The sequence below is a fragment of the Paraburkholderia rhizosphaerae genome (genome assembly GCF_004366595.1).
GTDB classification, from domain to species: domain Bacteria; phylum Pseudomonadota; class Gammaproteobacteria; order Burkholderiales; family Burkholderiaceae; genus Paraburkholderia; species Paraburkholderia rhizosphaerae.
The window spans coordinates 37,239-63,612 of record NZ_SORE01000005.1 but is presented as its reverse complement, the minus strand read 5'-3'; the positions used below and the strand labels follow the sequence as shown (position 1 = coordinate 63,612).

Here is a 26,374-nt window from a genome sequence, read left to right as displayed (position 1 = left end):
TCGAACAAGCCAGTTTGCCCCCAAACAAACTCTCTAAAACCCTGCGAGCCCCTGTGGGCTGTTGTACGGGATCGTCATTTTCGTATGCTCCGATAGCGACCCATCGTCATGCACCGCATAACCGATGAGCACCGAAGCATTTCCGTATATCTGATAGAGATGCTTACCATCGGGGGATAACCAGTTATCGCTTGGCCCGCTACTTACCAGGCCATTTACCGCACGAAATGTGCCGTCGCCGGGCACGGCCTCACAGGCGGGATCCTTTGCGATGGTCAGCTTGCCGTCGACAATCCGATAGCTGCTGATATTGCCGTAGCCGAAGTTCGTCGCGAACACCAGCTGGTTATCAGGCGTGATCGCGAGCCAGCAAAGCTCCGACGGCTTGCCAGCGCCGGTAGCAATCGGCACCAGTTCGTCGACGCTGACCCGACCTACGCCGTCGATCCGGCTCATGACGAGCCCGTCGCCGACCGCCGTGCCGTTCAGAAAGGTTTCGCTGCTTCCGTGAAGGAATGCGATGTAGAACGGGCCCGCTCCGCCAGCGTCCTGGAACAGCGGTTTGCCAAGCGCGCCGGATGCCGCGACTGGGAAAACCACGAGTCCGTCGGGGTCGGGCGCGTTTGCGACGACGAGTGTCGTTTCCCCGTCCGCAGAGGTTGCTGGCCGCGCATCGAACAGGATGTCGATCAGCAGGAATTTGCCGTCCGGCGAAAGCACAGCTTGAGTCGGAATTCTGTCAGTCCTGGTGCCGACGTTAACCGAATATCGCTCAGCTCGCAGAGACAACGCGCCATCCTCGCTAACCGAAAACACGCGTAGGTGATCGGGACCGAATGCGTGCAATGCATAGAGCGCCCGATGTGATGGCGAGTATGCAAGTGATTTCACGGTGCCGCTTTTTCCGGTCACGTCGTTTCCGGTGGGTTCGACACTGATCAGTCGAAGATTGCCTTCGGGCTCTACCTCGAAGCTGGAAACGCTGTTGTCCCCACCATTAGTCGTGAAGAGATGTCTGCCGTCGGGGGACAGAATCACGCTGCCGGCGCCCTCGAACGCGTTGGGCGCACTCGACTGACCACTCACGGGCTTGAAGACGCCAGATCCTTTTCCGCCCGTCGCCGTGCGTCCGACTTCTTCCAGACTACCGTCATGCATACGTCGGTAATGAACGACCGCGTTCCCTTGTTCATTGGTTTGCATATAGAGATGCCCGACGCACATTCGCTGGAGGGCGGCGCTTTGTGCTTCCGCATTCTTATTCTGAGACAGATTCATATTTGACCTCTGCGATGAGCGGCCTAAGCGCGCTCGGGAAATGGAGGTGTTTTCGACAACTGAACACCCGTAAGACTCTCGTGAAAAGATCGATGTCGATCGTTAAAAGAATGAGAGTTCGATGATCAGTCGATGGTAGAAATCGCGGTACGACAAAACAAGCGCGCATTGATATCGATTTTGATACGCAATGGTATGTATATACACAGAAATTTGGACGTCAACTTTCTGCCTTGAAGCAGTGGCTTCGTTCATTCAAGACTTTGCGTAGCGCCGGGTGCTACGTAAAGTACGATCCGATCGTGAGCCGCGCTTGCACCAGCAGTTCCATCACTGCTGCTCAGATAGAACCGTCCTGGGAAGTAAGCGCCGCGCCGGCACACCGAGCGACGAAGCAAGTCCCACAAAATCGATCGCGGGGTCTGTGATGTCCATGCCGATGAACCTGTTTGTTCCGCTGCTGCGGTACTGCGTCTGAGCAAAGTAACAGGCACGCGTTCGTGCGCCGCCGTCCAGAGCGCCTGCGGCGAGTACAGGGAGGAACCGTCGCCAACCAGGCAGACCATCGGTAAGATGCCAACCAGAAAATCGATCATGACAACCCGTTCCAGCGCATATGGACCATCGTTTTGAAAAATTCAGCGACGACTTCAGGACCTGGGTGATCTTTTTCGGCCCCGAAGGGGTATTCAGATATGACGGATGTCCGCTCATAGGAGACAAGCAATGGACTTGAATCTGCGTGGCAAAGTTGCGGTGCTGACCGGTGCAAGCGTCGGCATCGGTCTCGCGGTGGCCGAAGGGTTTGCCGCGGAAGGCGTGAATCTCGTGCTGGCTGCGCGGCAACGCGAACGACTCGAACAGGTCGCCGCGGACATCGCCACGCGCCACGGCGTGCGTGTCGCGCCAGTCGCGTGCGATGTCGCAACGGCGGCAGGCGTCGACGCGCTGGTCGACGTGGCGAACCAGCAGTTCAACGGCGCGGACATTCTGTTCAACAACGCGGGCACCGGCAGTAACGAGACCATCATGGAAGCGCCCGACGAGAAGTGGCAGGCGTACTGGGACCTGCATGTGATGGCGGCGGTGCGGCTCGCTCGCGGGCTCGTGCCGTCGATGAAGCAGCGAGGCGGCGGAGCGATCCTGCATAACGCATCGATTTGCGCGGTGCAGCCACTCGGTTATGAGCCGATCTACAACGTGACCAAAGCCGCACTGATGATGTTTTCGAAAAATCTCGCAAACGAGGTGGTCAAAGACAATATCCGTGTGAACACGATCAATCCAGGCCTGGTGCTCACGCCCGACTGGGTGAAGACCGCGAAAGCGCTCACGCAGCATACCGGTGGCGATTGGGAAGGACATCTGCAACAGGTCGCCGATGAGTTCGCGCCAATCCGGCGTTTCGCGTCGCCCGCGGAGCTGGCGGATTTCATCGTGTTTCTCTGCTCGGAGCGTGCGAGCTACAGCGTGGGATCGACGTATTTCGTCGACGGCGGAATGTTGCGAACGGTTTGACCCTTGCGTGCTCTGCTGATGGGCCGGGCACGCAAAGCGCACGACTGGCGGATCGACTGCGCTTCGTCACGTCTTATCTGAACTTCACCAGCTCAAAGTCCGCGGACGTTCCCGCTGCTTGCTGAGCGAGATCGGCAATCGCAATCGTCGGCGTGGTTTGTTCGTTCCACGGATTCGTATAAGTCAGGATGCCCGATGCAGGATCGATGCGGATCACAGCGAACGCATGGCCGTCGCCTTGCGTCCACTCGCCGTTGCGACCAGGCTTACCGCCGAACACCATCGCCATGCGACCACGGTTGACATCTTCCGCATGGGTCACCAGAAAACGCATGATGCGCTCGCGCGACGATTCGCGATCGGCAAAGCGTGCATGATCGCCGAGTTGACCGGCAAGCAACTCCATCACCTTGTTGGTCGGCAGCGCTCCGTCGCGCGGGTCCTTATGGAAGTAAAGGAACATCGCGCCGACAATCGCCGCGGCTGCGGGATCGTGTTTACCATACTGATCAAGTTCACTGGCGCGCAGATGATAAACCGTCGTCGGTGCGCCGGGCAGCGTCACGCGGTAGACCGATCCATCCGGGCTCTGTCTGACGACACCACGAAGAATCGCCGCGCCGCCCGGCGTATTCGAAAACGCCTTGATCACCGAAATGCCGACACAGTCGCCCTCGTTGTACTGGTCGAGATGCGTGCCTACCGGTTGCGGGACAGGATTTCCAGCCAGCGCGTCCGGGGTCCATTCACCCGCATCGATCACGCTGCCTTTCGCATCCCGCCGCAGCGCTCGAATACTGCCTTCCGCACTAAAAGTGCCATCGGAAAGCGACACGACGATGTTATGCACATCGGCTTTCAGATCGTCACGGGCGCCGCCGTCGCGCTCCATCGCGTCCTGAAACGCGTGTGCCGCACGAGCGATGCGTGTGCGCATCGCGGCGTTCGCCGGACCGCCACGACTTTGCTCGAGTTCGATAATCAGTTGATGGTAAGTCTCTTCGATCGCACGCAAGCCTGTGAGCGCAGGAGCTTGAGCTTCGACGGCCGCATCAGTTGAACCTGTGGCGACGGCGAAAGCAACCGCGCACACGAAATATGTACAGAGAGAATTTTTGAGCATTCAGGTCCCATCGTTTGTCTCTTCAGCAATTCGCACGACCTGATTTACACAACACTTTTTCGGAGAACCTATTCCGCACACCGCGACGCCGCGCGTCAGCATCGCCTGAACACGTCGCTTCAGCGAAGACCGGTCCATCGACAACGATATTTGCAGACCGGGCACTATAGTTGCTACCAACCGAAGCTTGCACGTTCGCTACAGAACGTTTCAAACCATCTGCGGCTTACGATGGTAATAGAGGAAAACTTTGGCACATTCAGAAAACCTGCGTTCTTTTCTGCTCTTTTTCAAAGAGGCGCTATTGCACCCGTGGTCGGCCGGCACCTTTTTTCCAAGCTCGCAGCATCTTGCGAAAGCGATGGCGCGACCCGTGCCGATCGACGGTACCGGCCTTGTGGTGGAGGTAGGCGCAGGAACGGGCGCTGTGACGCGCGCGCTACTGGGGTCCGGCATCCAACCGGAGCGCCTCGTGATTGTCGAGCGCTCTCCTGTGCTCGCTGCCAGTTTACGCGCGCGGTTTCCGCAGCTTCGCATCGTTCAGGGCGATGCGCGAAACATCGGCTGGTTTTTGAGGCAACACTCGCGCATTGACGCGATTGTGTCGAGCGTGCCGCTTCGCTCGCTACCCTACGCGGAGTCCGAGTCGATCGTTGAGCACTGGCGCGCCGTGCTTCCGGTCGAAACGCTGATCATTCAGTACACGTATGCGCTGTACGGGCCGCCAAGGCATCTGACCAACGGTTTTGTCCAGTTATCGTCTGAAATCACGTGGCGGAACCTGCCACCGGCCCGGATACTTACACTACGGTGTCTCGCGCCGGACTCCGTGCCGGCCAGCAGTGAAGAGCAGTTGGAAGCGCAGCGTGTGACCGCATCGGGCGGTTGATCGAGCCCAGTCATCGTAATGGGCGCCTTCTCGCTATCGTGGCCTCGTGCATCAACCAATCTTCAACGGCAGCAGCACCAATAGCTTGCCTTGCGATTGCAAGCGCTTCTGCAGCAGGCCCAGAGTGAGATCGTGCAACCATGCCGGCAGAACGCTGGTCCACTTGAACAGGAGCTTGCTCGCGAAACAGACGTTATCCGGAAACTCTTCCATCGCGGCGTCAGCAAGCCGTCTGTTCCTTTTGAATTTTGGATATCGAAACAATGATTGCTGTTACTCGCTGGCTGCTGCATCCGGCTTGCGCAACGTCAATCGGTTCGTCACCGCCCTGACGCCGAGAACCGATCTTGACGCGTTGGCCGCGCGCGAGATCTGCCAGGTCTCCGGCACGGTACCCGTGAGCGTAACGACGCCGCGGCTAGCCCTGATATGAATTTCGGAGTCGTCCATATCCGGCACACGTCTGAGCGCCCGGCGAACGTCACGAACGATTGAAGTATCCGGCCTGGTGCCGGGCGGCGTCGTCGAGCCCGCGACCTGTTGCACGGCCACGTCTGCAGGCGCGCTCATCGTTGATTGCGCATTCGCCGCGCTCGCACCCATTGCGACGGCCGACACTAGCATTGCACCGATTATTCCGCCCGCACGGTTTATGCGCATGCAGCCTCCTTTGGGCTCTGTCAGGACCTGGCACAACCGGGGACAACCTCGGACGAGCCACGCTGCGAACCAGCGTGACTCACCCGCGCAGCAAATGACGCATGCTCACGGCCAGCCTCGCATGGCCCGCTTGCTCGCTGACTATCGGCCGCCCCGTATATTGCCGGCCACGGCGCCCGCCGCGCCGCCGATGATCGCACCCGTCCACGCATCTCCGCCCGAGATCGCGGCGATGCCCGCGCCGCCGGCCGAGCCTATCGCCGCGCCGCTCACCGTTCCCTGCTGCCGCGGAGTCATATCCGTGCAGCCGATTACCGCGATCAAAGCACCGACGCTCACGATCCAGCCAAGTCGTTTCATGATCGTCCTCCTTACGGGTTTTTGTTCAAACCGGGCACGACCATCTGAAACCAGAGGGTCTCGATCACCGGATGCTGGACCATCGTCGGATGACTTGCATAATAGTTATCCAGCCCCTGACGCACGCTGTCGAGCGTTTGGCCCTGCATGCCCTTGCCGAAACGCTGGGCGATATCGGTGCTGTTCGCCGTGGGGCCGGCATACGCGCGCTCGACGTCAAGCAGATTGGCAATACCGACGAGATACGCTTTCTTCTCCGCGTCCGACGATGCCATCCATTGCTGGCCTGTGACAATTGGAATATTTTCCGCGCGCGCGACATTGCCCATCATGGCCAGCGACAGGAAAGTCACGGAAAACAGCGTTCGCCATTGTGGTTTGATTGCCATCACATACTCCATGAAGGTTATGCTCCAGCTGCCTGCCACCGGCTGCATCCGGCGCATCGCTTCCGATGGATCAGGCGGGATAACTCAAGCGATATAACGGCTTAACCAGCGATGCGGGTCTGACTTCCCTGCGTCGGCCTGCGTTTAAAGTCTACTGCGTTTCTTATAGTTTCCAAGCCCAACTACAGGCAGGCTGCCGGAGAATGACACTGGCACGGTGAGGCATGAAGTGAATTGATGCAATGTGCTTAAACATGCATCGCGCTATTTATAATGAGTCGCCTATCCGCGCACGTTTTACAACTCGCCCGAAAACCCTGACGCATTGCTCAATCGTTCCGCCGAATTTGCAGTGAAGAGCCATTTCGCCCTGGTCGCTCTAACGGACGCGTAATGCCAATGCCTTGTTAATGAGTTGAAGTGCATAAAATGAAAGCAAATGCGATAGTTCTTCTCCCTCTCGCGCGAGCCGCGAGACCCGCTGCGTCTTGCCATTAACCCACGCGCCACTCAACGTTCTTCGCACCCCGCTTTTCGCCTTCTCGTGTTTGCCCGGCTTACGGCCGTCGCCGTGTAAACTATGCGGTTTTTGCGCGAGGAAATCGTGCAGCTTCCGCAGCGCATCCCTTACAGCGGCGCGGCGCTGGTCCGCGTGCTGGCGCGCATCGCGCATACTGGGGTTCCCGCCCCCGATGTCTCGTTGCCGGACCGCCTGAGCCAATGGCTCGGCTGGACGGACGCGATCGCGTTATCGAGCGCGCTCGACGCCGCCGCGCCGGCGCCCTACTCTGCCGGGCAAACGGCAAGCGGCGAAGCAACCGTGGCCACGCTCGAGGCCGCGGTGTGCGCGCGCACGCGCGCGACGCTAACCGCCGAGATCGACGCGTCGCGGCGCGACCGGGCATCGTCGCGTGGCCGTAACAGCGCGGCGCCGCTGCGCGTCGAAGCACGCGTCGAAGAGAACGACGCGACTATCGACTTCGCGCTATTGCGTCAGCGCTACCAGGCGCAGCAGCAATCGATGGAAACCGCGATCGGCGAATTACGCGCGCGCCTGCGGGCGACGCTCGCGACGCGCAGCGAACGGCACGCGCGTCTTGCGCTGGTCGACGCGACGATGGAGCGCGCACTCGACGGCCGCGAGCGCACTGTGCTCGCAGCTGTGCCGGCGCTGCTCGAAGCGCACTTCAAGCGGCTACGCGATGCGGCACTTCCAAAAGCGGCAGCGGCGCAAGCGGAAGCAGAGGCAGGGCCGCAAACGCGCGATAGCGCCACCGCGCATCGCGACGATCAACCGGTCACCGCGCCGCCCGCCGGCGCCTGGCTCGACGCGTTCCGCGCCGATATGCACGCCGTGCTGCTCGCGGAACTCGACCTTCGTTTTCAACCGGTCGAAGGGTTGCTTGCCGCCCTTCGCGCCAGCTAACCGGGACACCCCTCGGGACGCCACATGTCCAGATACCGAATTCATCTTGCCGTCTTTGTGCTTGGCCTCGCCGCTGTGCTATGGGTCGCCATCAGTTATGCGACGACCAATCCGCTCGCACTCGTCGTCGCGCTGCTGATCGGCGCGTGCTACGTAACCGGCGCCGTCGAGTTGTACCGCTATCAGCAGGCCACCGACACGCTAGTCGCTGCCGTCGATTCGCTGAACGCGACACCGTCGCAGCTCGGCGCGTGGCTCGACCGTCTGCATCCGAGTCTGCGCGGCGCGGTGCGGTTACGCGTCGAAGGCGAACGCGCGGGTCTGCCCGGCCCATCGCTCACGCCGTATCTGGTCGGCCTGCTGGTTCTGCTCGGCATGCTCGGCACGCTGCTCGGCATGGCCGCGACGTTGCGCGGCACCGGCGCCGCGCTCGACGCCGCCACCGATCTGCAAGCCGTGCGTGCTTCGCTTGCCGCGCCGGTGCGCGGCCTCGGCTTCGCGTTCGGCACATCGATCGCGGGCGTCGCGACTTCCGCGATGCTCGGCCTGCTGTCCGCGCTGTGCCGCCGCGCGCGTATCAAGGCCGCGCAGCATCTCGACGCGAAGATTGCGACGGTGCTGCGCGTGTTTTCGCCCGCGCATCAACGCGAGGAATCGTTCCGGCTGATGCAGCGTCAGGCCGACGCGATGCCGGCGCTGATCAACGGCCTGCGCACGCTGATGGGCGCGCTCGAACAGCACAGCGCGACGACCAGCGAGCAGCACCTCGCGAACCAGCAGGCGTTTCACGCGAAGACCGAACTCGCGTATGCACGGCTCGCGAACTCGGTCGAGCAGTCGTTGCGGCAGAGCGTCGGCGAACATGCGCGCGCGGTCGGCGCCGCCATCCAGCCGGTCGTCGAGACGACGCTTGCGAGCGTCGCGCGCGACACGAGCGCGCTGCACGAGCGCGTCGCGCAATCGGTGCAACAGCAGATGGAAGGTTTGTCGCGCGGCTTCGCATCGACCGCCGATCAGGTTGCGAGCACATGGAGCGGCGCACTCGACGCGCAGCGCGCATCGAACGACGCACTTGCTGAGCGGATGAGCACGACGCTCGATCGTTTCGCCGCGAGCGCCGACACGCGCGCAGCGAAACTGCTCGACGATGTCGCCGCGCAACTGGCGACTTCGGCGGCGCAGCTGTCGCAGACGTGGACCGACGGACTCGCGCAGCACGCGCAAACGCACGACACACTGGCCGCGCGTCACGAAGCGGCAATGACAGCGGCCGCGGCGAGCGTCGAAGGAGCAATGACGGCGTGCGCAGCGAACTTCGAAGCGGCGACTAGCACGGCCGCGGCAAGCATCGAGTCGCGTGCGACGTCGCTGGTCGAGCGTGTCGACGCTTCGCATGCCGCGTTGCACGCGAGCCTTGTGGCGGCCGACGACAAACGCCTCGCCGCATGGGCAACGACGCTCGAACAGACCGCATCCGCGCTGACACGCGAATGGACGGAAACCGGCGCGCAACACGCGGCACGCCAGCAACAGATCTGCGACACGCTCGCCGAGACCGCGCGCCAGATCGCCGAGCGCGCGCAGGCCGAGGCGCGCGGCACGATCGACGAGATCGGCCGGCTGGTGACCGCCGCGTCGGAAGCGCCGAAGGCCGCCGCCGATGTGATCGCGGAGTTGCGCAAGAGCCTGTCGGAAAGCATGGTTCGCGATACGGCGATGCTCGAGGAACGCACGCGTCTATTGCAAACGCTAGAGACGCTACTCGATGCGGTCAATCTCGCGTCGACCGAACAGCGCGCGGCGATCGACGGACTGGTGTCGACGTCGGCGAATCTGCTCGAGCGCGTCGGCGAGCAGTTCTCGGGCAAAGTCGAAGCCGAGGCGAACAAACTCGATACCGCTGCGTCGCAGGTTGCCATCAGTGCAATTGAAATGGCGAGCATGGGTGATGCGTTCGGCGTGGCCGTCGCATCGTTTGGCGAATCGAACGGCAAACTGATCACGCATCTGGAGCGCATCGAACGCGCGCTCGACCAGTCGCTCGCGCGTAGCGACGAACAGCTGGCGTACTACGTCGCGCAGGCACGCGAGGTGATCGACCTGAGCGTGCTGTCGCAGAAGCAGATCATCGAAGACCTGCAGCAACTGGCCGGAGCGCGCGCGTCATGAGCGACGAGATCGATGTCGGCGTCGAGCCGGGCGCGCCGATCTGGGCCGCGTTCGGCGATCTGATGTCGGTGCTGGTCGGCGCGTTCGTGCTGATTCTCGTCAGCATCATCGGCGTGCAATTCGAACTGTCGAGCCGGCTGGAAAAGGAAGTGCAGCAGCACAAGGCAGACCTGCAGCGGCGTCAGGCACTCGAGCAGGCGCTGGCCGCGCCGCTCGCGGCGGGGCGCGTGACACTCGTGAACGGGCGCATCGGCATCAGCGGCAATGTGTTGTTCGCGGTGAACTCGGACCAGTTGCAGCCGCAGGGGCGCGAGTTGCTGAAGTCGCTGGCGGGACCGCTTGCCGCGTATCTGCGCGTGAACGACGAGATCCTGATGGTCAGCGGTTTCGCCGACGACCAGCAGGTGCACGCGGGCAACCGGCGTTTCGCGGATAACTGGGAACTGTCGGCGCAGCGCGCGCTGACCGTGACGCGCGCGTTTATCGACGAAGGCGTACCGGCGTCGTCGGTATTTGCGGCGGCGTTCGGCTCGCAGCAACCGGTCAGTTCGAACGCGGACGCTGATGGACGCGCGAAGAACCGCCGCGTCGAAATCGCGCCGGTGCCGCGGCAGTCGGCGAGCAATGGCGGCAAGCAGGGGTGACATGCGATGAGCGACGTGCGCGAGACCCGGCCTGTCTGTCGATCCGCATCGGATGATGCCGGTTGCGGCGATGCGCGCGCGACGCTTGAACGGTGGCGCGAAACCGGTGCGGATCGCCTCAATCCGCTGCGCTTTGCGATGATCGACGCGCTTGCGCGTCGTATCGAGAAACTGCCGACGGAGGGCGGTGAATTCCGGCGACGGCTCGTCGCGCGGCTCGCGGCGTTGATCACCGCGTATGACGGCGACGTCGGGCGGATGCGTGACGGGCAAGAAGCGGAAGCGTCGGCATCTTCGACGGTGAACGCGCCCGGCGGCAGTTCGCTCGCCGCGTTGACCGCGTCATTGAGCGAGCGCGCCGATGGCGCCGGGACACTCGCCGACATGCTGCGATACTTTGATGCAATATGGTCGAAGCTGAGCGCGGGCCGCCAGTTGCGCCAGTCGCTCGCGCAGGTGCCCGGCAATGCGGGTCCGCTGAATTCGAGCCGGCTGGTGTATCGCGCGCTGTCGCTGATGAACGAGCTATCGCCCGAGCATTTGCAGCATTTTCTGGTGTATGTGGAAACGCTGTCGGCGCTCGGTGAACTCGGTGGTGGCGGCACTCAGGCGCCGAGCGCGGAAAATGCGCCGCGCGCGAAGGACGCGAAAGGCGTGAAGCAACCGGCGAAGCGCAAATCGAAGGGGTGACGAGCTCGCCGCGCTCACCAAGGCCGCCGCACCGAATCCTGATAACGCGTCAGGATGAAATGCGCGACATCGTTCGAGTGGTACGCGGCGACCAGTTGCGCCACCCACGGCTGCGCGCGATCCGCATCGCGCACCGTCAACACGCCCGCATACGGCGAACGTGCATCCTCGATGCCAATACTGTCGCGAGCCGGATATAACCCGGCCTGCTGCGCGCTTGCGCTATCGATGACCGCGAATGTCACCGTGTTCAGCGACGCGACCAGCTGCTCGCGCGGCATGGCCCGCAGCTTCAGATGCAGACGGTTGCCTGTCACGTCGCGCAGCGTCGCGTGGAGGCCCGCATGGTCGTCAAAGGTCAGCAGGGTAAAGTTTTGCAGCAGGATCAGTGCGCGCGCCATGCCGTCGCGGTCGGCGGGAATCGCGACGCTCGCACCCGGCTGGATCTGCGCGAGGTTCGTCAGCTTGCGCGAATAAAGCGCCATCGGCAGCGTGACCGTCGTCGCCACGCTGGACACCGCATAGCCATGTCGCTTGCGCGACTTGTCGAGCGCGGGTTCGTCCTCGAAAGTTGCCGCATCGATATCGCGCGCGGCCAGCGCCGCATCGATCCGCGCGCCGTCGTCGAACTCGACGATTTCAACGCTCAAGCCTTGCGACGCCGCCACGCGTCGTACTTCGCCCATGATTTGCGCGTACGTGCCGCGCGTCACACCGACTTTCACGATCGGCGCAGCGGCCTGCACGCCCGATGACATCGCGCAGACCACCATCGACGCGAGCCACGCAGCGATGAAGCTTCGCAGTGTCATCATCCACGGTCCCGCAAGATCGTCCTGAAGCCGATATGCGATGCCGGCAAATCTGCCTCCTGCTGCTCGCGGGAAGACGCGCGGTATCGCACACAGTAATCGCGCGAGCACAGGAATGAGCCACCCTTGATCACCACCAACGTGTCGTGCTTACGCGTCGCCGGCGCAACAGCCGCTGTATCGCCGTTCGTATGCGACTGATGCGGGCCGGTGTATACGTCCCGCGTCCACTCCCATGCATTGCCGATCATGTCGTACAGCTTGAATCCGTTCGACGCATAACAACCGACCGGCGACAGTCCGGTATGCCCGTCCTCGTTCGTGTTCAGCACCGGAAACGCGCCTTGCCAGTAGTTCGCGGTGGGCTTGCCGTGTGCGTCCCGCGGCGCCGCGTCGAGGTCCGCGCCGTCTGCACCGCCCTTGCCCGCGTATTCCCATTCTGCTTCAGTCGGCAGGTCGCGGCCGAGCCACTGTGCGTACGCGAGCGCATCGGCTTGCGTGACGAGCGTCACCGGCTGGTTCATCAGGCCGTCGATACCGCTGCCTGGCCCACCCGGATGCTGCCACGATGCGCCCTTCACCCAGGTCCACCACGCGAAGTCGCGAGCGTCCATCTGTTCGCGCGTCGGCGTGCGAAAGACCGCCGCGCCATGCTGCTTCTCGGCGTCCGTCACATATCCGGTCGCGCGGACGAATGTCGCGAATTGCGCATTCGTCACGTCGGTCTGATCGATCCAGAAACCGCCGACCGTCGTTCGGCCGTCGCCGGCCGGTCGCTCATCTTCGTAACCACGCGTGCTGCCGAATATAAACGCACCGCCGTGCAGATGCACCATGCCTGCCTTCGGATCGTCGCGCCAGTTAACCGGCAAACCGCTGTAGCGCTCGCATTGCTTCTCCGAGCCGAGCGGCGCGAGAAGCCGTCCATGGTTGGCATCGTCGAATGCACGATGCCCGGCGCGCCACCCTGCCGATGCCGCCATCGCGATTCCGAACGCAGCGGCAAACAACGCGCCATAAGCGGCCAGCATTTTCACGTTGAGACTCACGACGATCGCTCGCTTAGTAGTAACCGCGCGGCCGCAGCGGTTCGACGCCGCCTACGTTCGTCATATAGGCGTTCCATTGCTGCACGAGCCCGTCGACGATCGACGGATTCTGCGCGGCCACATCCGTCGTCTCGCCACGATCCGCTGTCATGTCGTACAACTGCCAGTGACCATCTACCGGTCCGAGCGGCGGCTCGGTCCACAACGCTTTCCATTTGCCATCCGCGCTGCGCAGATAACCGCGGCCGTACGCCTCGTCGCCGAACGACGCGGTATGCACGTCGGCGCTCGACTGACCGGTCAACACCGGCAACAGCGATTGCCCTGTGACCGGATACACATAGCGGTTGTTGTAGACCACCTTTCCCTTGTTCTGATCGACGCCCGTCAGCGCGTTGATCAGCGCGGGCGCGGCTTGCGTCGGCGGTGCGATGCCCGCGACCGCGAGGAAGGTGGCGGTGTTGTCGGTGACGTGCGTGAAGACGCTCAACGTTGGCTTCTGCGCGGTCTGGCCGGGCAGGTGCACGATCAGCGGTGTCGATACGCCGCCCTCGCCCGAGTAGCCTTTCGTCAGCCGGAACGGTGTCGCGCTGACTTCGGCCCAACGCAGGCCGTACTGCAGACGCTGCGCATTCTGCTTGCCGTTGTCGGTGCCGAGCGCCGAATAGACCGGGTCGGCGGCGTTGGCCGTGTCGGTCGCGGTGGGGTCGGCGCCGGAGTCGATTGGCCAGCCTTCCGCGCCATTGTCCGACTGGAACATGATGAACGTGTTGTCGTATTCGCCGATGTCCTTCAAATGCTGGATCAGCAAGCCGATGTTGTGATCGAGGTTCTCGACCATACCGGCATAGATCTCCATATAGCGCGCCTGTGCTTTCTTCTCGTCCGCGGACAGGCTCGCCCACGACTTGTTCACGGTGCCGGGACCATAGTCCGTATAGCCCTGCACGCCGCTATGCACGGCGCTGACGTACTTCGCGTTGACGGTGCCGTTGCTGGTGGTGCCTGCTGACGCGCCTAGCGTCTCGGTCGCGCCCGGATACGGGTTGAAGTCGGCCGGGATGATGCCAAGCGTCTTCTGCCGCGCAATCCGCGCTGCGCGAATGGCATCGTAGCCGGCGTCGTACTTGCCGGCGTAGTTGTGCAGATATGGCTCCGGCACCTGCAACGGCCAGTGTGGCGAGGTGTACGCGGCGTACGCGAAGAACGGCTTGCCATCTCCCTTGTTTGAATCGATGTAGGAGATCAGGCGTTGCGTGTAGAAGTCGGTCGAGTAGAACACAGCGGGGCTACCCCCTGTGCCGCCTGGTTGACCGGGCTGGCCAGGCTGCACGTACTGGCCATCTTCCGTGTAGTTCTTCGAGCCGGCGCGTTCATGCGCGAAGTGATTGGTCGCCGCGCCGCCGAGCAGCGCATAGCTGCGCTCGAAACCCCATTGATCCGGGGTCTGGCCGCCACCGGTCGTGCTGCCGACAATCCCCGAACCGATGTGCCACTTGCCCGCCATATACGTGTGATATCCACCGTCTTTCAGCAGTTGCGCGACCGATAACGCGCGGTCGTTCAGATAGCCTTCGTAGCCTGGCAGACCTTTGCGCTCATCGGACGGCGCGCCCATCGTGCCTTCGCCGACCAGATGGTGATCGGTGCCGGAGATCAGCATCGAACGCGTGATCGCGCAGACCGTGCCGGTGTGATGGTTCGTCAGGATGCGGCCGGACTGCACAAGCGCATCGAGGTTCGGCGTGTTGATCTCGCCGCCGAATGCATGAATATCCGAGTAACCGAGGTCGTCCGCCATGATGTAGAGGATGTTCGGACGTTTCGCGGCTGCCACGGGTGCGGACGCCTGCTGCTGCGGCGTCGCGTTTTCGCCGGAACACGACACGAGTGCGATAAGACTGACGACGGCTGCGCCAAGCGCGCCAACGCGGAAACGGGAGCGGACTGCGAATAGATTCGATTCGGGCGTTTTCATTGTTCTAATGACTGTTGTCTGAGCGCGAAATGGTAGCAATCGGTCAGACGTGGCCGAACCATCGATTTGTGCAAAGCAAGTGCGTCTGCGCGATATCGCAGATGCGCTTGCTTGCGGGTGGAGCGGGGACTTACGTGGAGTTGTTGATGCGACCGGCTTTATGCAATTTGCGTCGATTGCCGTTCAGTCGGAAGCGGGCATTCGACAACGCGGTGCGAATCGTTGCCGATGGATAGACGTCTTACTCGCAAGAACGAGCTGGCGGGATGTCGAACTGTTTAGCCGACACCTCCGTGTCGCTTGTCACTAGCTCGCGAGCGAAGATCTGACTGCGGCCCTCAATAGGTTTCACGACAATTTCATAGTCGTGCCCATGCTGCGGGACGAAGGTGCTGGCCTCCTGTTGGAATTTCTTGACGTACTCCCAATTGCCCATCTCCGTTACGCTGACAATTCTCGCGCGAACAGTCAGCGGCTGTTCGGCCGGAACGATGTACTCATGGAAATAGCGGTAGGCGTCGGGTGGCACAGGCATTCCGACAGTTTTGTTGGTCAGGCTCGACAGGCCGGGCTGCGATACGGTGATCCGCTTTGCATTGCGCTTCGGTATGCAATTCGTGTTGAAGAAAAACTCAGTGGTTGCGCCCCAGTAGACGCGCACTCGCGCCTCCGTTTCCGGATGATAGATTGCCGCAGTCTGTCTGCTCGAGCTCGCACAGCCGGACAAAATGCCTACGCTTGCAATGGCAACGAGAGGCAAAAGAGCGTTACGTTTCATTGTGATTGGAGCGCTGGAACTCCCGGACAGACAGGTGCCATTCTTGCCGGCATTGAGCGCCTGCTCCATGCGAAATTCCCAACATGCAAATGACCAGAGTAAGTTCGAGTTATCGACCCTACCGGGCGAATCTTTAGCCGTCTCTGGTTACATGGTCGGGTCTTGTCACTCCCAAAGCCTCTGCCGCGCAACCGACTACAAGCGTTGGAAATCTTTCCGCATTAACTTGGTCGCGAATGTCAACCTTCAGATCAAGCTCCACCTTGCGCGAGCATGCCGCTCCTAACCACGAAAATTGCGCGAAACCCACAAAACTTGAAATCGGCGACGCCCCCCGCTATACATCAAGACACCGGTAAATTGAAAGGTGTACGTCTCATTTATGAAAGTCAGCAAGGGTGGGCCGCTTACCGCCACTAGCGCTCAAGTCCATGTGTCGATGGCGAACGGTCGTTCGAATAAATGGCGCGCGCAGCCGGCCATAGGAAAAGAAGCATCGGGAAAACGTGCACGGTAGTCCCTCATCCCAAGACTAAAAAGGAAGGGCCATGTACCACCAGATATATAACCCGCTGGGCAACGCGTTTCTTTCCACGATCGCCGCCGCCATCCCGATCCTGACGCTGCTTTATTTCATTGCGCTGCACCGGCATCGTGATTCGCAGGGCAATGTGCACCTGGGCATTTCCGCGCCCTACGCGGCATTCTTCGGGGTCGTCGCCGCATTCATCATTTCCTGTCTGGTATTCCGGATGCCGGTCGTGTCCGCCGTTTCGGCGTTCGCGCTCGGCACGCTGTCCGGATTTCTTGGCATCATCTGGATCGTGCTGGCGGCGATGTTCCTCTACACGATGAGTGTCGTGAGCGGCAAGTTCGAGATCGTGAAAGAGTCCATCGTTCACATCTCATTCGACCGGCGCCTGCAGTGCGTGCTGATCGCGTTCTCGTTCGGCGCGATTATCGAAGGCACATCGGGTTTCGGCACACCGGTGGCCATCGCGGGGGCCGTGATGGTGGGCCTCGGCTTCAGACCGTTCCAGGCCGCGGTGCTAAACCTGCTGGCGAACACCGCGCCGGTCGCGTGGGGCGCAATCGGCACGCCGATCGTGACGCTGGCCGCCGTCAGCGGGCTCGATCAGGTCACCTTGTCCGCGATGGCGGGCCGGCAACTGCCGTTCGTGTCGGTGCTCGTGCCGTTCTGGCTGGTCGCGACGTTCGTCAAGATGGAAGGCGGCACGTGGAAGCAGGTGTTCGAGGTCTGGCCGGCGATGTTGTGCGCGGGCTTGTCTTTCGCGCTGATGCAGTTTTTCGCGTCGGGAAGCAGCGCGCTGCATTTGATGACCGACGTCGTGTCGGGCGTATTTTCGGTGATCTGCACCGCGCTCTTTCTGCGCTTCGTCTGGCATCCGAAAACCCGGTTCCTGCTGCGCTCCGAGCGAGAGGCGCTCGAGCGAGCAGGGAAAAGCGCGACAAGCACCACGGACAAGAACGAATGGAAGTACCCGTACACGACCGGCGAAACGATCTACGCATGGATGCCGTGGGTCATTCTGATCGCCTGCTGCGCGTTATGGGGTGTGCCGGAGTTCAAGAAGCTGCTGAACAATCTGTTCGCGGACATCACCTTTTCGACGACGTTTCTCGGTTCGAAGTTCGCCGGCACGCTGTCGCTGCCGGTCTGGGACATGCCCGCGCTCAATAATCTTGTACAGCGGATGCCGCCGGTTGCACCCGTCGACGCGAAGGCGGAAACGGCAAAATTTACGATCAACTGGTTATCGACCGCCGGGACTGGGGTGTTCGTCGCGGCGCTGCTTTCTGGATTCATCCTCAAGTTGCGCCCCGCGCAGTGGAAGGATGCGTTCGTGCAAACCATGCGGCGGATGAAGATTCCGGTGCTGGTCATTGGTCAAGTGCTGGGGCTGGGATTTCTGACACGCTACTCGGGTACCGATGCAGTGCTTGGCCTTGCGTTCACGCATGCGGGTTTTCTTTATCCGTTCTTCGCCGCCTACCTGGGTTGGCTCGGTGTATTCCTGACCGGCTCCGATACGGCGTCCAATGCGCTATTCGGCAGCCTGCAGAGGATCACCGCGCAGCAGCTAAACCTGAACCCGATCCTGATTGTCGCGACGAATTCCACCGGCGGGGTAATGGGGAAGATGATCGACGCGCAGTCGATCATGGTCGCGTGTGCGGCTTGTTATGACAGTCCTAAAGAGCGGTCGTTTGCGTTAGGGCCGATCTTCAGGACTGTGTTTTTTCATTCGATCGCCGGCGCCGCGGTGATCGGCATCATCGCAATGCTGCAAGCGTATGTGTTCCCGGGGGTGATCCCCGTGCCCAGATAGTGACAACGCACCGCTTGGCCAGGCTTTACATCGGAAACGGTCTGACTCGCGACTTCAAGCTCAGACCGTGCGCCGTGCGCGAGACTTCGCGATGATCCAGTCCATCAAAGCGAGCAACAGCGCCGAAACGACGAACGTCATATGCACCGCCATGCCCCACATCACCGTTCGGGTGCCGACCTGTTCGATCGTCAGGAATCCCTGCAATACCTCGATCGCCGAAATGGCGACGATGGACGCCATCAATTTCAGCTTGATGTCGCTGAATCCGACGTTGCCGATCCAGTCCGGCGTGTCTACATGCCCGTCGAGTTCGAGCTTCGACACGAAATTCTGGTAACCGCCGAAGATGATCATCAGCAACAGATTCGCCATCAGTGAAAGATCGATCAGCGAAAGCACCCCAAGAATGACATCGTCCGAACTGCTAGCAACGAGGCCCGAAGCCATTTCCCAAAACTCCTGCGCAAACTTCACGAGCAACATCAGCAGACTGAGCGCGAGACCGACATAGATCGGCGCCAGGATCCATCGGCTCGCGAAAATACCTCGTTCCACGGAACGCTCGGCAAGACCGGGGGCGCGCCCGCTGGTGTGATCTGTCGGATGCATCGGTTGCATAAGAAATCCTCCGGAAGCGGGTCATCCGCTCGGCCCTGGCGCGAGTTCCGGTTTGACCCGCACGCAGGCCTTGAACAGCAGTAACACGAGACATGCCTGAACCCGACGATCGACGGTACATCTAACCTTCTGTCTTTCGTTATGACGAAAGAGAGGCCGACTGGACTCTATCTACAACCACTCAGGAGAACCGGCATGAGCAGCAAGAACACGATTTGTCTCTGGTACGACGGTGCAGCGCTGGATGCCGCGAAGTTCTACGCCGCGACGTTCCCGGACAGTGCGGTAGGAACGATCTATCACGCGCCCGGCGACTATCCGTCGGGCAAGACCGGCGATGTGTTGATGGTCGAGTTCACGGTGATGGGTATTCCGTGTCTCGGCCTGAATGGAGGCCCGGGCGTCACGCACAACGAGGCATTTTCGTTTCAGGTCGCGACCGATGATCAGGCTGAAACCGACCGCCTATGGAACGCGATTGTCGGAAACGGCGGCAAGGAAAGTGCATGCGGCTGGTGCAAGGACAAGTGGGGACTATCGTGGCAAATCACGCCGCGCGTGCTGATGGCCGCGGTCGCCGACCCTGATCGGGCCGTAGCTAAGCGCGCATTCGAAGCGATGATGAACATGGGAAAGATCGACATCGCTGCGATCGAAGCCGCACGCCGCGGATGATGCTTCTCAGCTGATCCGCGCGATTCATTAGCTGATTCCATGCCACGTCCGGCAAGCCAATTGCGGAGTTACGCGCCGTTACAAATGATCGACTGTCGTAATAGCGGTCCACGTTCCCGGGTCCTATTCTTTCAATTGCATAACGGACCGTGTGGTAGAGGGAACGGAAGGCATGATGAAACGCGCACTAATGTCGCTTGCCGCAGGCTTCGCGATGGCTTACGGATATGATGCGGCGTTCGCCTACGGCAGCATCGGCATCTACGTCGGCGGTCCGGTTTATGTCAGCCCGCCACCGGTCATTTACAGGCCATATGCGCCGCCCGTCGCCTACTACCCATCGTATCCACCCGCCTATTACGGCGGGCCGCCCGTGTTGGTCAGGCCACCACCTGTCTTCTACGGACCGCCGCCCGGCTACTACCGCCATGGCCACGGAGGCGCATGGGGACGTCCGACCTGGCGAGGCTATGGATATGGCTACGGCGGATATCGTGGTTGGCATCATCACGGATATCGTCACCGCTAGGCATCGCGCACAAAGAAAAAAGGGCTGACGCGCGCACGAGGAGGGACAGACGGCCAGCGGCGGAAACGGTTGTTCAATCACGCCCGCGCGCAACGATCCCTGAGTTGCAGGATCATCGGCGTGAAGATCAGTTGCATCGCCAGGCCCATCTTGCCGCCCGGCACGACGATCACATTCGGCCGCGACATGAACGAGTCGTGCAACATTGTCAGCAGATACGGGAAATCAATCCCTTTGGGCCGCGCAAAGCGGATCACGACAAAACTCTCGTCGGGCTGCGGAATCTCACGCGCGGTGAACGGGTTCGACGTATCCACGGTGGGAACGCGCTGAAAATTGACATGCGTGCGTGAAAACTGCGGACAGATGTAGTTCACGTAATCGGGCATGCGTCGCAGGATCGTATCGACGATCGCTTCATGAGAATAGCCGCGCATGTTCTGATCGCGATGCAGCTTCTGAATCCATTCGAGGTTGATAATCGGCACCACGCCGACCAGCAAATCCGCATGCCGCGCGACATCCACGCGGTCGGTCACCGCCGCACCGTGCAGCCCTTCATAGAACAGCAAATCCGTGCCCTGCTCGACGTCTTCCCACGGCGTGAACGTACCGGACGCCTGCTTGAACGTCGCGGCATCCGCGTCGTCGTGCACATAGCGTCGAAACTTTCCGCTGCCCGTCTTGCCGTAGCTGGCGAACAGTTGCTCGAGTTCCTCGAGCATGTTCGCATCCGGACCGAAATGACTGAAGTTATGCACGCCATCGCGCTCGGCCTGCTTCAACGCTTCACGCATCCCCAGCCGGTCATAACGATGAAACGCATCCCCTTCGACAATCTGTGCGTTGATCTTCTCACGTCTGAAGATATGCTGAAAGCTCTTCATCACGGTAGTCGTGCCGGCGCCGCTCGATCCGGTCACGGCGATAATCGGATGCTTGACTGACATGCGCGTTCTCCCTGGCGATAAGCGGTGGCAGATGACGCTGACGACTACGCGGGGCCGATCAACGCACGCTTCATGCCGGCGTTTCAGGCAAAAAGAGCGAACGCTCCCTGAACAGCGGCGACGAAAACGGCCGGTCGGTGCCGAGGTCATGCTCGCGGTGGTAGCGTGCAATGCGTGTCACTTCGTTCTTCGAACCGAGGATGACCGGCACGCGCTCATGCAAGTCGCGAGGCACGACATCGAGAATCCGTTCGCGCCCGGTCGTTGCGTCGCCACCCGCCTGTTCGATCAGAAAGCTCATCGGGTTCGCTTCGTACAGCAGGCGCAACCGCCCCTGCATCGTGGTCGCGGTGCGATAGTCGCGAGGATACATATAAACGCCGCCGCGCATCAGAATGCGGTGCACGTCGGCGACCATTGCGGCAATCCAGCGCATGTTGAAGTCACGTTCGCGGCAGCCGCTTTTGCCGTCCTTGCATTCCTGCACATAGCGGCGCACCGGCGGCTCCCAGAAGCGCTCGTTCGATGCATTAATCGCAAACTCGCTGGCGTCTTCGGGAACGCGGATGTCCGAATGCGTAAGCACGAAGTTGCCCACTTCCCGCTCAAGCGTGAAGCCGTGCGTGCCGTTGCCAATCGATAACACGAGCATGGTCGCGGGGCCGTAGATCGCGTAGCCTGCGGCGACCTGTTCATGACCTGGCCGCAAAAACGCAGCGCGTTCCGTCATCGACCCGTTGGCTGCGCCGTCCGGCACGCGCATCACCGAGAAAATCGACCCCACCGCGCCGTTGATATCGATGTTCGACGAACCATCGAGCGGATCGAACGCGAGCAGGTACTCGCCACGCGGAAAGCACGGCGGAATCTGGTACACATGCTCGATCTCCTCGGACACCATCCCCGCCAGCAAGCCGTCCCACTCGCAATGCTGAAGGAAGATATCGTTAGTCAACACGTCGAGCTTTTTCTGCTCTTCGCCATGCACATTTGCGGAGCGCGCGGAGCCATAGTTGCCGTCGAGCGCGCCGCGCGTGAGCGTCGCGGCGATCGTCTTGATCGACGCCGCGACGTCGATCAACAGCGCCGACAGCCCGCTCGCGCGCCGTGACGGGCTCTGCCGATCGAGCGCGTCGATCAGGAACTTCGAGAGTGTCGTTCGTCCGTCTCGCATCGCATGCCCCTAGGAAGCCGTGTGTTCGGCCGATGTGGGAGGAGTCGCGCGATGCGGGCCAGGCGTGAGCCTGTCGAATACGCGGCTGGCGCGGATGTCACCTGCGGTAATCAACGTCAGTGCCGCAGGGTCCGCTGGTTGCGCGCCGTCCAGCGCGGCGGCAAACAGACGATTCGCCTGACGCAGTCGCGCCCGGTCGAGCGCATTGCGCACCGAGCGCGCATTCGCGAAGCTCGGCTGCTTCACGCGACGGTCCAGATAATCTTCGAATGCGCGGCGCGAATCGCAATCGAAGCGGTAGTGCATCGTATCGAGCATCCGTTCGGCGATCGCGAGCAATTCTTCCGCGCCGTAGTCGGGAAACGTGATGTGATGCGCGATGCGCGACCGGAAGCCGGGATTGCTCTGGAAAAACGTGTCCATCTTCGACGCGTAGCCGGCGAGAATCACGACGAGGTCGTCGCGCTGGTTCTCCATCGTCTGCAGCAGAATTTCAATCGACTCCTGCCCGTAGTCGCGCTCGTTTTCCGGGCGATACAGGTAGTACGCTTCGTCGATAAACAGCACGCCACCCATCGCGCGCTTCAACACATCGCGTGTTTTCGGCGCGGTGTGGCCGATGTACTGCCCCACCAGATCGTCGCGCGTAACCGACACCAGATGATTGCGCCGGATATAACCGAGCCGGTGCAGCACGTCGGCCATGCGCAGCGCTACCGTCGTCTTGCCGGTACCGGGGTTGCCGGAAAAGCACATATGCAGCGTCGGCGCACCCGTCGCAATGCCGAGCGTTGCGCGCGCACGTTCGACCAGCAATTGCGCGGCGATCTCGCGAATGCGCGTCTTCACCGGCGCGAGCCCGACCAGATCGCGGTCCAGTTCGCTGATCACGCCCGCGATGCCGGACTCGCGGTACAGCGCGAGCAGGTTCACATGGGGGGCGTCCGGGGGGGCGCCAGATGGCGCTCCGGGCAACGCGTCGCGGCGTGCCGGCAATTCAAGCGTATCGGCAATCATGGTCGTCTCCGTTTCGATGCAATGCGGTACGGCGCGCGGCGTGCATTCACTCGTGCGCATCGGTGCGCGCACCACCGGCGCGGCACCTGAGCGCATAACGTTGCGCACGCCCTTCGCCTTCATCGCGTTCGAGCCACAGCGTCGCTTCGACATCCGGCCGGTTCACGATGAACGACAGCCGCATCGTTTCGAAGCCGCGTACGGAATCGAACGCATTGACCTTGATGTAGTGCTGCGGATAAGCGGCGCGGCACGCGCTCACTTCCTGCATGACGCCCGCCGCATCGCGCAGATCGAACATCGGCAACCCCCACATCTCCCAGTATGTGTTGCGCGGATGCGGGTCATCGGTGAATTCGACCGAGCAAGCCCAGCCTTGACCCAGCGCATAGTCGATTTGCAGGCGGATTTCATCGTCGGTCAGTTCAGGCAAAAAAGAAAACGTCCCTTGCGTGATACGCATGGCGGTACCCCTTCGTGCAAAACGAGTGATCGGTCAGGCGACGCTCGGCGTCACGGCGAAGTCAGGCGTGTCGGTCGACGCATAGTTAAACGTGACATCGCGCCAGGTATCGAGTGCCTGTTTCAACGGCAGGCAGTGGCGCGCGGCCGCTTCGAGCAGGTCAGGTCCTTCGTGCGCGAGATCGCGGCCTTCGTTGCGCGCCTTCACCATCGCTTCGAGCGCGACGCGATTGGCCGTCGCTCCGGCCTGAATGCCGGCCGGATGCCCAATCGTGCCGCCGCCGAATTGCAGGATCACATCGTCGCCGAACAGATCGAGCAGCTGATGCATCTGCCCCGCGTGAATGCCGCCGGACGCGACTGGCATCACTTTGCGCAATCCGGCCCATGGTTGATCGAAGAAAAGCCCACGCGACAGATCGACCGGATTGCGCGCTTCGCGCAGCACGTTGTAGTAGCCCTGCACCGACAGCGGATCGCCTTCGAGCTTGCCGACCGCGGTGCCCGCATGCGCATGATCGACGCCCGCCATGCGCAGCCATTTCGCGATCACGCGAAACGAAATGCCGTGATTGCGTTGACGCGTATAGGTGCCGTGCCCCGCGCGATGCAAATGCAGAATCATGTCGTGCTTGCGTGCCCAGCGCGCCATCGACTGAATCGCGGTCCAGCCGATCACGAGATCGATCATCACGATGCACGAGCCGAGCTCTTTTGCGAATTCCGCGCGCTCGTACATGTCTTCCATCGTCGCGGCCGTCACGTTCAGGTAGTGGCCTTTCACTTCGCCGGTTTCCGCTTGCGCGCGATTGACCGCTTCCATCGAGAACAGATAGCGGTCGCGCCAATGCATGAATGCCTGCGAGTTGATGTTCTCGTCGTCCTTCAGGAAGTCGAGGCCGCCTTTAAGGCCCTCGTAAACGACGCGTCCGTAGTTTTTTCCGGACAACCCAAGCTTCGGCTTCACCGTTGCGCCGAGTAACGGCCGTCCGTATTTATCGAGCCGTTCACGCTCGACGACGATGCCGGTCGCCGGTCCATGAAAAGTCTTCAGATACGCGACCGGGATGCGCATATCTTCGAGCCGCAACGCTTTCAATGGCTTGAAGCCGAACACATTGCCGATGATCGACGCGGTCAGATTCGCGACCGACCCTTCCTCGAACAGATCCAGCTCGTAAGCGATATACGCGAAGTACTGTGGCTCGTTATGGCCGATGCCCGACGCCGGCACGGGATCGACACGATACGCTTTCGCGCGGTACATGTCGCAAGCGGTGAGGCGGTCGGTCCACACCACCGTCCAGGTCGCCGTCGACGATTCGCCCGCCACCGCCGCAGCCGCTTCCTCTGGCTCGACACCCGGTTGCGGCGTGATACGGAACAGTGCGATCACGTCGGTGTCTTTCGGCTCGTAATCCGGCTGCCAGTAACCCATCTCGCGATACTTGAGCACGCCCGCGTCGTAACGCGAGCGTCGTGTCGGCGCGGCGGCGGGCGCGATCGCCTCCTGGCTGAAATCGTTCATCACTGTCCTCCTCGGATAACGGGCACTGAAGCTTGTTTGTCATGGAGGTCAATGTAGGCGTGCAACGCTGTGAAGTGAATTCACGATTTTCTTCCTCTGCCTTAAGTCATGCGTTAAGACAGGTGACGACGCAACCAAATGCGCTCACAATGAGTGACGCGGCTAATGGAACACTTTGCTGCGATATCGCGACAGTAAGACGTGTAAGCAGAAACCCTGGATTGCGCGTACGTCGTTCGTGAATCCTTCGTACACGCGTTCGGGTCTGTGGCACGCACCTTGCGTTGCGAGACGGGTCGACGCGATCGGCGCCGCAAGCGTCGCCCGCCAAGGCAAATCGCTTTCTTCTCAAGGAGGACGACTATGCAGTGGACAACACCGAGCTATACCGACATGCGTTTTGGCTTCGAAATCACGATGTACATCGCGACTCGCTAAAGCGCAGAACCCGCGGGGCTCCCTTCGGGCGGCCCCGCACTCTTTTCCGCAGCACAGCATTTCAAACGTTTTCTCCAGCGTTTTTTCACCCGCGAACCGCCGGTGTATTGCGCGTCGCACGATCAGCGTTGCTCGCCATGATTCACGAAACGATCATCACGACTGCGGCACGCGACGGCACCCCTCACGTTGCGCCGATGGGCGTGCGCTTTGAAAACGGTCTCGCGATTCTCGCGCCGTTCCGCCCGTCCACGACGCTCGACAACATTGTTGCCACGCAAGCGGCAGTCATCAATTTCACGACTGACGTCAGGGTGTTTGCCGGCTGTGTAACAGGCACGCAGCGCAACTGGCCGACGGTCAGTGCAAGCCGCGTGCCGTCTGTACGGCTTGCGCAGTCGCTCGCGCATACCGAGCTGACGCTGGCCGAAACGCTCGACGACGCGCAGCGGCCCACGCTGAAAATGCGTTGCGTGCACACCGAAACGCACGCGCCGTTCGGCGGTTTCAATCGCGCGCAGTCGGCGGTTGTTGAAGGGGCAATTCTGGTCAGCCGGCTTTTCATGCTGCCGGCCGATAAGGTCGACCGCGAAATCGCGTACCTGCAGATCGCGATCGACAAGACCGCGGGTCCGGACGAACAGACCGCATGGTCATGGATCCTCGCGGCAATCGACCGCTATCGCGCCAACGCGTCGCAGCCGCCTGGAGGCGGACATGCAGCGGGCTCCGCATCGGGCGCGCCGGATACCGCACCGCACGCGATGAATGAAACACCTTAAGCCGCCCGTTTAGGCGGCCCCTTAATGCCGCTTCTTTAAACAGGCCCTGGCTCGTCATCGCAGCGCGGCATGAATCATGCGGCA

At 61.4% G+C, this 26,374-nt stretch carries 27 protein-coding genes and 1 pseudogene; 11 read left to right on the top strand and 17 right to left on the bottom strand.

Translation table 11 applies throughout. The features are described 5' to 3' along the window. Nucleotides 1-33: 33 nt before the first annotated feature. Entirely contained in the window at nt 34-891 is an 858-nt protein-coding gene (locus BX592_RS07940; protein ID WP_243849384.1) for a lactonase family protein, read from the bottom strand. Between the two features lie 33 nt (nt 892-924). Then, a pseudogene (locus BX592_RS35135) lies at nt 925-1,203 on the bottom strand (beta-propeller fold lactonase family protein); the annotation flags it as partial. 801 nt (nt 1,204-2,004) lie between these two features. Here BX592_RS35135 and BX592_RS07930 point away from each other — a divergent pair. Next, nucleotides 2,005-2,796, top strand: coding sequence for an SDR family NAD(P)-dependent oxidoreductase (locus tag BX592_RS07930; protein WP_134191121.1), 792 nt, complete (start codon nt 2,005-2,007; stop codon nt 2,794-2,796). Between the two features lie 73 nt (nt 2,797-2,869). Here the strand turns inward: BX592_RS07930 and BX592_RS07925 are convergent, their stop codons facing one another. After that, complete coding sequence (locus BX592_RS07925; protein WP_208327867.1) at nt 2,870-3,811, bottom strand: hypothetical protein; 942 nt, start codon at nt 3,809-3,811, stop codon at nt 2,870-2,872. 358 nt (nt 3,812-4,169) lie between these two features. On the opposite strand from BX592_RS07925, the gene BX592_RS07920 reads away from it, so the two are divergent. Continuing rightward, nucleotides 4,170-4,808 (top strand): class I SAM-dependent methyltransferase, encoded by a 639-nt coding sequence (locus BX592_RS07920; RefSeq protein WP_243849383.1) that lies wholly within the window; start codon nt 4,170-4,172, stop codon nt 4,806-4,808. Between the two features lie 51 nt (nt 4,809-4,859). Here BX592_RS07920 and BX592_RS33745 read toward each other — a convergent pair whose 3' ends face one another. The 4 genes from BX592_RS33745 to BX592_RS07905 form a co-directional block, all read right to left on the bottom strand. Next, nucleotides 4,860-5,021, bottom strand: a complete 162-nt coding sequence (locus BX592_RS33745; RefSeq protein ID WP_166676319.1) for a hypothetical protein — start codon at nt 5,019-5,021, stop codon at nt 4,860-4,862. A gap of 60 nt (nt 5,022-5,081) precedes the next feature. Beyond that, nucleotides 5,082-5,468, bottom strand: coding sequence for a BON domain-containing protein (locus BX592_RS07915; RefSeq protein ID WP_134191120.1), 387 nt, complete (start codon nt 5,466-5,468; stop codon nt 5,082-5,084). A gap of 141 nt (nt 5,469-5,609) precedes the next feature. Continuing rightward, the gene (locus BX592_RS07910) at nt 5,610-5,828 is read right to left on the bottom strand and encodes a YMGG-like glycine zipper-containing protein (RefSeq protein WP_134191119.1); all 219 of its coding nucleotides are present in this window, start codon (nt 5,826-5,828) and stop codon (nt 5,610-5,612) included. 11 nt (nt 5,829-5,839) lie between these two features. After that, complete coding sequence (locus BX592_RS07905) at nt 5,840-6,217, bottom strand: hypothetical protein (protein ID WP_134191372.1); 378 nt, start codon at nt 6,215-6,217, stop codon at nt 5,840-5,842. A 601-nt stretch (nt 6,218-6,818) separates the two neighbouring features. Between BX592_RS07905 and BX592_RS07900 the strand changes: the two genes are divergently transcribed. The 4 genes from BX592_RS07900 to BX592_RS07885 are packed head-to-tail and all read left to right on the top strand — an operon-like array spanning nt 6,819 to nt 11,146. Beyond that, the gene (locus tag BX592_RS07900) at nt 6,819-7,643 is read left to right on the top strand and encodes a DUF3348 domain-containing protein (RefSeq protein ID WP_134191371.1); all 825 of its coding nucleotides are present in this window, start codon (nt 6,819-6,821) and stop codon (nt 7,641-7,643) included. A 24-nt stretch (nt 7,644-7,667) separates the two neighbouring features. After that, nucleotides 7,668-9,812: a DUF802 domain-containing protein gene (locus BX592_RS07895; protein WP_134191118.1), complete on the top strand. Its 2,145-nt coding sequence runs from the start codon at nt 7,668-7,670 to the stop codon at nt 9,810-9,812. Next, nucleotides 9,809-10,456: an OmpA family protein gene (locus BX592_RS07890; protein WP_134191117.1), complete on the top strand. Its 648-nt coding sequence runs from the start codon at nt 9,809-9,811 to the stop codon at nt 10,454-10,456. The genes BX592_RS07895 and BX592_RS07890 overlap by 4 nt, the downstream gene beginning before the upstream one ends. 6 nt (nt 10,457-10,462) lie before the next feature. After that, entirely contained in the window at nt 10,463-11,146 is a 684-nt protein-coding gene (locus BX592_RS07885; protein ID WP_134191116.1) for a DUF2894 domain-containing protein, read from the top strand. A gap of 14 nt (nt 11,147-11,160) precedes the next feature. On the opposite strand, the gene BX592_RS07880 is transcribed toward BX592_RS07885, so the two are convergent. The 4 genes from BX592_RS07880 to BX592_RS07865 form a co-directional block, all read right to left on the bottom strand. After that, the gene (locus BX592_RS07880) at nt 11,161-11,961 is read right to left on the bottom strand and encodes a MetQ/NlpA family lipoprotein (protein WP_134191115.1); all 801 of its coding nucleotides are present in this window, start codon (nt 11,959-11,961) and stop codon (nt 11,161-11,163) included. Further along, nucleotides 11,958-12,989, bottom strand: a complete 1,032-nt coding sequence (locus BX592_RS07875; RefSeq protein WP_134191370.1) for a formylglycine-generating enzyme family protein — start codon at nt 12,987-12,989, stop codon at nt 11,958-11,960. Before BX592_RS07875 ends, BX592_RS07880 begins: the two co-directional genes overlap by 4 nt. Before the next feature lie 31 nt (nt 12,990-13,020). Continuing rightward, nucleotides 13,021-14,985, bottom strand: a complete 1,965-nt coding sequence (locus BX592_RS07870; protein ID WP_134191114.1) for an arylsulfatase — start codon at nt 14,983-14,985, stop codon at nt 13,021-13,023. Between the two features lie 241 nt (nt 14,986-15,226). Further along, on the bottom strand, nt 15,227-15,832 hold the full coding sequence (locus tag BX592_RS07865) for a hypothetical protein (RefSeq protein WP_243849382.1): 606 nt from the start codon (nt 15,830-15,832) through the stop codon (nt 15,227-15,229). A gap of 479 nt (nt 15,833-16,311) precedes the next feature. Between BX592_RS07865 and BX592_RS07860 the strand changes: the two genes are divergently transcribed. Next, on the top strand, nt 16,312-18,114 hold the full coding sequence (locus BX592_RS07860) for an L-lactate permease (protein ID WP_134191113.1): 1,803 nt from the start codon (nt 16,312-16,314) through the stop codon (nt 18,112-18,114). A gap of 60 nt (nt 18,115-18,174) precedes the next feature. Here the strand turns inward: BX592_RS07860 and BX592_RS07855 are convergent, their stop codons facing one another. Then, nucleotides 18,175-18,672 carry a TIGR00645 family protein gene (locus BX592_RS07855; protein ID WP_243849381.1) on the bottom strand — a complete coding sequence of 166 codons (498 nt, stop codon included), beginning with the start codon at nt 18,670-18,672 and terminating at the stop codon, nt 18,175-18,177. Between the two features lie 258 nt (nt 18,673-18,930). On the opposite strand from BX592_RS07855, the gene BX592_RS07850 reads away from it, so the two are divergent. Together BX592_RS07850 and BX592_RS07845 are read left to right on the top strand one after the other, a co-directional pair. Then, on the top strand, nt 18,931-19,410 hold the full coding sequence (locus tag BX592_RS07850) for a VOC family protein (protein WP_134191112.1): 480 nt from the start codon (nt 18,931-18,933) through the stop codon (nt 19,408-19,410). Nucleotides 19,411-19,585: 175 nt separating this feature from the next. Next, entirely contained in the window at nt 19,586-19,939 is a 354-nt protein-coding gene (locus BX592_RS07845; protein ID WP_208327866.1) for a hypothetical protein, read from the top strand. 77 nt (nt 19,940-20,016) lie between these two features. Here BX592_RS07845 and BX592_RS07840 read toward each other — a convergent pair whose 3' ends face one another. From BX592_RS07840 to BX592_RS07820, 5 genes are all read right to left on the bottom strand, one after another. After that, complete coding sequence (locus BX592_RS07840) at nt 20,017-20,889, bottom strand: phosphoribulokinase (protein ID WP_134191110.1); 873 nt, start codon at nt 20,887-20,889, stop codon at nt 20,017-20,019. A 70-nt stretch (nt 20,890-20,959) separates the two neighbouring features. Further along, complete coding sequence (locus tag BX592_RS07835; RefSeq protein ID WP_134191109.1) at nt 20,960-22,063, bottom strand: class 1 fructose-bisphosphatase; 1,104 nt, start codon at nt 22,061-22,063, stop codon at nt 20,960-20,962. Nucleotides 22,064-22,072: 9 nt separating this feature from the next. Next, complete coding sequence (gene cbbX / locus BX592_RS07830; RefSeq protein ID WP_134191108.1) at nt 22,073-23,080, bottom strand: CbbX protein; 1,008 nt, start codon at nt 23,078-23,080, stop codon at nt 22,073-22,075. A gap of 46 nt (nt 23,081-23,126) precedes the next feature. Continuing rightward, nucleotides 23,127-23,543 (bottom strand): ribulose bisphosphate carboxylase small subunit, encoded by a 417-nt coding sequence (locus BX592_RS07825; protein ID WP_134191107.1) that lies wholly within the window; start codon nt 23,541-23,543, stop codon nt 23,127-23,129. Between the two features lie 33 nt (nt 23,544-23,576). Further along, the gene (locus BX592_RS07820) at nt 23,577-25,070 is read right to left on the bottom strand and encodes a form I ribulose bisphosphate carboxylase large subunit (RefSeq protein WP_134191106.1); all 1,494 of its coding nucleotides are present in this window, start codon (nt 25,068-25,070) and stop codon (nt 23,577-23,579) included. 363 nt (nt 25,071-25,433) lie between these two features. On the opposite strand from BX592_RS07820, the gene pqqA reads away from it, so the two are divergent. Both pqqA and BX592_RS07810 read left to right on the top strand, forming a co-directional pair. Further along, nucleotides 25,434-25,508, top strand: a complete 75-nt coding sequence (gene pqqA, locus BX592_RS34830; RefSeq protein WP_013342881.1) for a pyrroloquinoline quinone precursor peptide PqqA — start codon at nt 25,434-25,436, stop codon at nt 25,506-25,508. Between the two features lie 137 nt (nt 25,509-25,645). Next, complete coding sequence (locus tag BX592_RS07810; RefSeq protein ID WP_134191105.1) at nt 25,646-26,290, top strand: DUF447 domain-containing protein; 645 nt, start codon at nt 25,646-25,648, stop codon at nt 26,288-26,290. Nucleotides 26,291-26,374 lie beyond the last annotated feature (84 nt).